The organism is Xenorhabdus mauleonii, from assembly GCF_900113945.1.
In the GTDB taxonomy this organism is placed as follows: Bacteria; Pseudomonadota; Gammaproteobacteria; order Enterobacterales; family Enterobacteriaceae; genus Xenorhabdus; species Xenorhabdus mauleonii.
In genome coordinates this window covers 1-3,459 of the sequence record NZ_FORG01000066.1, presented here as the reverse complement: position 1 = coordinate 3,459, position 3,459 = coordinate 1, and the positions used below count along the sequence as shown (strand labels likewise).

Sequence of the window (3,459 nt, the reverse complement as noted above, 5' to 3'; positions counted from 1 at the left end):
GGTGGAAATCAAGGAATTGTCTTCTGAGCATGGAGCTTCGTTGATTGGAACTCGTGATGGTGGTACTGTGCAATCTAAGTTGGCTGCGATGAAATCAGCTACCACCACCGCTGATTATAGCCGCCGTAATGCCATTAATTTAGCGTTAGCCTACAACAAATTTAAACGGAATGAAGACGTTACTGTTGTTTGTGTTGGTGACAGTATGACAGCTGGATTTGATACAAGCTCCAAGGATAAAGTTCCTCCAGATAATGGAGATTCGGCAACACATGCACCCGTCACATATCCAATGGCACTGATGTATATATTGAATTTATTTACTGGTGTAAACCATCATGTAATCAATCGTGGTTATTCGGGAGATACTGCTAGAACTAGCTATGAGAGATGGGTACATAGCCCTAATGCACATGTCGCTCATATCATGTTAGGGATTAATGATTCTGGCGGTGGGCATCAAGCAACATTTGATGAGTATATACATTATATGGAAAAACTCATTCAACGTTATGTTGATTGGGGATGCGGAGTTGTATTACATACAACAACGCCAATCATATTTAATTCAGTAAATCATCATTCTCAATATTTTACACAGGCTATCAGAACACTGGCTAATATATATGGATGCCCTGTTTTTGAGAGTGATACTACGGTTCAATATTCAATCTATGATGGTGTCTATTCAGATAATGTACATTTTAATACTCAGGGATATAACAAATATGGAAATGCTGTAGGTGCTTTTATTATGGCTGGTGGTTGGGTTCAATCCCCTAAGCTAGTCAAGGGAGAGATCCATTTACAGAATGGACGAGGTTCTGAAGGAATTGGCTATATTTATAGATCTACAGGCTTGCATACATCATATGGATCATATCTCAATAATATGTCCACTGGGCCAATGAAGAATGAAGGCAATAGAATATCATATACGTTTTTTATGGATACTGAATTCATGGATGTATATGGGATTGGCCTATTCGAAGGGTTAAATATATCTCTTTCTTATACAGCAGAAGCTCAGTATCCTGAGGACAATCGAGGAGAGAAATCAATAAATCGTATTTCATTGAAATCACTTAGTAATCGGAATATCCAAGAAACCACAGGGTATATAGTAAAAACAGGTAGATATAATCAATATGGTAAATATGTCCATTTAGGATGTTTAGTCGGCAGAGGATGGAAAACGATTTCTGTTTATGTAGAAAAAGATTTACCTAAGGTGCAATATTTCAATGGTGTCGTGTTACGAGAACGAGATCTAACATCTGTTAAACAGATTTCTAATAATATGAATATTGGATCATTGAAACCAGTAGAAAACGAGTCATGTGTTTATCAATATCCTTATTTTAATTTTCAAGAAAGATCGAATGACGTTCCAGCAGCAGTATCTTTACCTGAACACGTCTATTTCCCATTACCATTTGCTTTACTTCCATATAATACAGTAAGCCATTATTATTACGACCATTTGCCTGTGGAGCTAACAATATCATCTCCAAATGGCTGGATGAAAGCAATAATTAGGAGAACAGGCCCTACCCATGCAGATTTTAGTATTGATAAAATTTCAGGTAATGAAAATGAATTATTACCTACTGGTGCAAAGGTTATGTATAAGAACTATGTTAGTGAAACAGGAGAATTGGCAGAATTATATGACGGATGGCCAAATTCCTCTGTATCTCTCTATTTAGTAATAATATTTGGTGAAACCCCTAAATCATATTATTCCGTTTCTCTGAATAGTTGGCATAAATCTGCGATGGTTACAGCAGGGTTATGAATTAACTTGGTTTTTCTGAGTGATTGAATATCATATGATTTAAAAATATTAAAAATATTAAAAATAAAATATATTGACCACGTATACGGATTGATGAAAAGCGTATACGTGGTTTCTTAAATTCTAATTCAAAATAATAAAAACAAATATATTCCTTTTATTATATTAGCTAATACATGGTAAGGTTCTAGCCTTTATTAGTATTTGTTATTTTTTTCACCAAAAAACAAATTGTATTTTTTTAAAGCATCTTGGTCAACAATAGAAACTCTAGCTGCCTGACGTTTTTCTAAAAGAGATTGATACTCTTCGTTAGTAATCGAAGATTCAATGTCTAAGCTTAATTGGTCACGATGCCTAGTTACAAGCCAATCTGTTGATTCTAAGTATAATAGACTATCTCGATCTAACTCTGATTGAGATTTAATAAACTCACAGTCAACTACATTATAACCTAGTAGTTTAACTTCTTCCATAACACTATTAATATTAAAGATACCAATAATTTTATTATCAGATTTATTTATTACTTTCATGATTCTATTCCTAGAATAAATATTGAAAATGCATTCGTTTACCCACGGCTACTTACTGTCATAGACTTATTAGACATTGGTACATATAAATAAGGAAGAGCCAAATAAATCTCACAATCTTCATAATAAGGTAAACCAAACATGATTGCATTATCTTGTAAGGTAGTCACTCGAGATATGCTTATTAATTTTTCTACAAATAACCAACCATCTTGAGCAGAATTTGCGTCTGCCTTTTCAATAATATAACCTAGTCCTAAATCTCCACGTTCATTTGCTTTGTACCCGCTATCTGTCCCCATACCGAATTTCCCCTTGACTATTTTCACCCAAAAACGAATACCTAATTGTTCAAAAACACCATGAGTTTCTACGGGAATTTTAAAATACTTATCTTTTCCTGAGAACGCTGTGGATGTTATTTTCAGAATTTTACCTGAATTTATACTACCCCATCCATTACCTAAACCGCCGCGCCCCATTCGAGCACCTAAGTAATACCTTCCGTACCAGTATGGATTATTTTCATTTGCAGAATCTGGATCTGGCGCTACATTAGAGGGTGCTGTTTCTGTGTAAATCCCTTCAAATCCTTTAGTATAAGGGTGTACTGCTTGTATAGTACATCCTACAGCACTATAATTGGTTGGATGCCCTTCCGGTTCAACGGATCTCATCATTGAGTTACTAAAAAGATTTAAAGGAAGAGGAATGTATTCCTGTAAATTTGCTTTAAATTGGTTAAATTGACTATCAACCTTGTTTATTTGAATGTCTGTTTCTGCTTTAGAATATGCCCCGACATCTGCTGCGGTAGGTTTATTTCCCTGATGATAAACGGGATGCCCTTTAACTCGGAGGTTATCCGATTTTAAGCTCATCCATTCTGAGGTTCCTCCCCCGGCAATGATATGATTCCATTTGAAATACTCGTTACCATTATCTCCCGTCTTAAACCACATATAAGAATCGGTATCACCATCGCCAGTATTTTTAAATCCAATAGCAGCCAGGTCAGTATTCCTATGCCAGGTAATTTCACTGTCGGTAGAAATAGTGATGTCCCCTGTCACTTCTCCACCACTACGGGGTAATGCGTTATCAGCTTTGGTTTTGGTTTCTTTT

The 3,459-nt window shown here is 35.5% G+C and carries 2 protein-coding genes and 1 pseudogene; 1 reads left to right on the top strand and 2 read right to left on the bottom strand.

Annotated elements, in window-relative coordinates; all coding sequences use genetic code 11:
- A partial coding sequence (locus BM100_RS22030; protein WP_217648218.1) for an SGNH/GDSL hydrolase family protein occupies nt 1-1,798 on the top strand: 1,798 nt, incomplete at its 5' end.
- Nucleotides 1,799-1,995: 197 nt separating this feature from the next.
- Here BM100_RS22030 and BM100_RS22025 read toward each other — a convergent pair.
- Complete coding sequence (locus BM100_RS22025; protein ID WP_092514913.1) at nt 1,996-2,334, bottom strand: hypothetical protein; 339 nt, start codon at nt 2,332-2,334, stop codon at nt 1,996-1,998.
- Between the two features lie 38 nt (nt 2,335-2,372).
- A pseudogene (locus BM100_RS23740) lies at nt 2,373-3,459 on the bottom strand (hypothetical protein); the annotation flags it as partial.

Bases quoted from the DNA above. Each gene is read 5' to 3' on its own strand.
- BM100_RS22025 (WP_092514913.1), bottom strand. From the start codon at position 2,334: ATGAAAGTAATAAATAAATCTGATAATAAAATTATTGGTATCTTTAAT.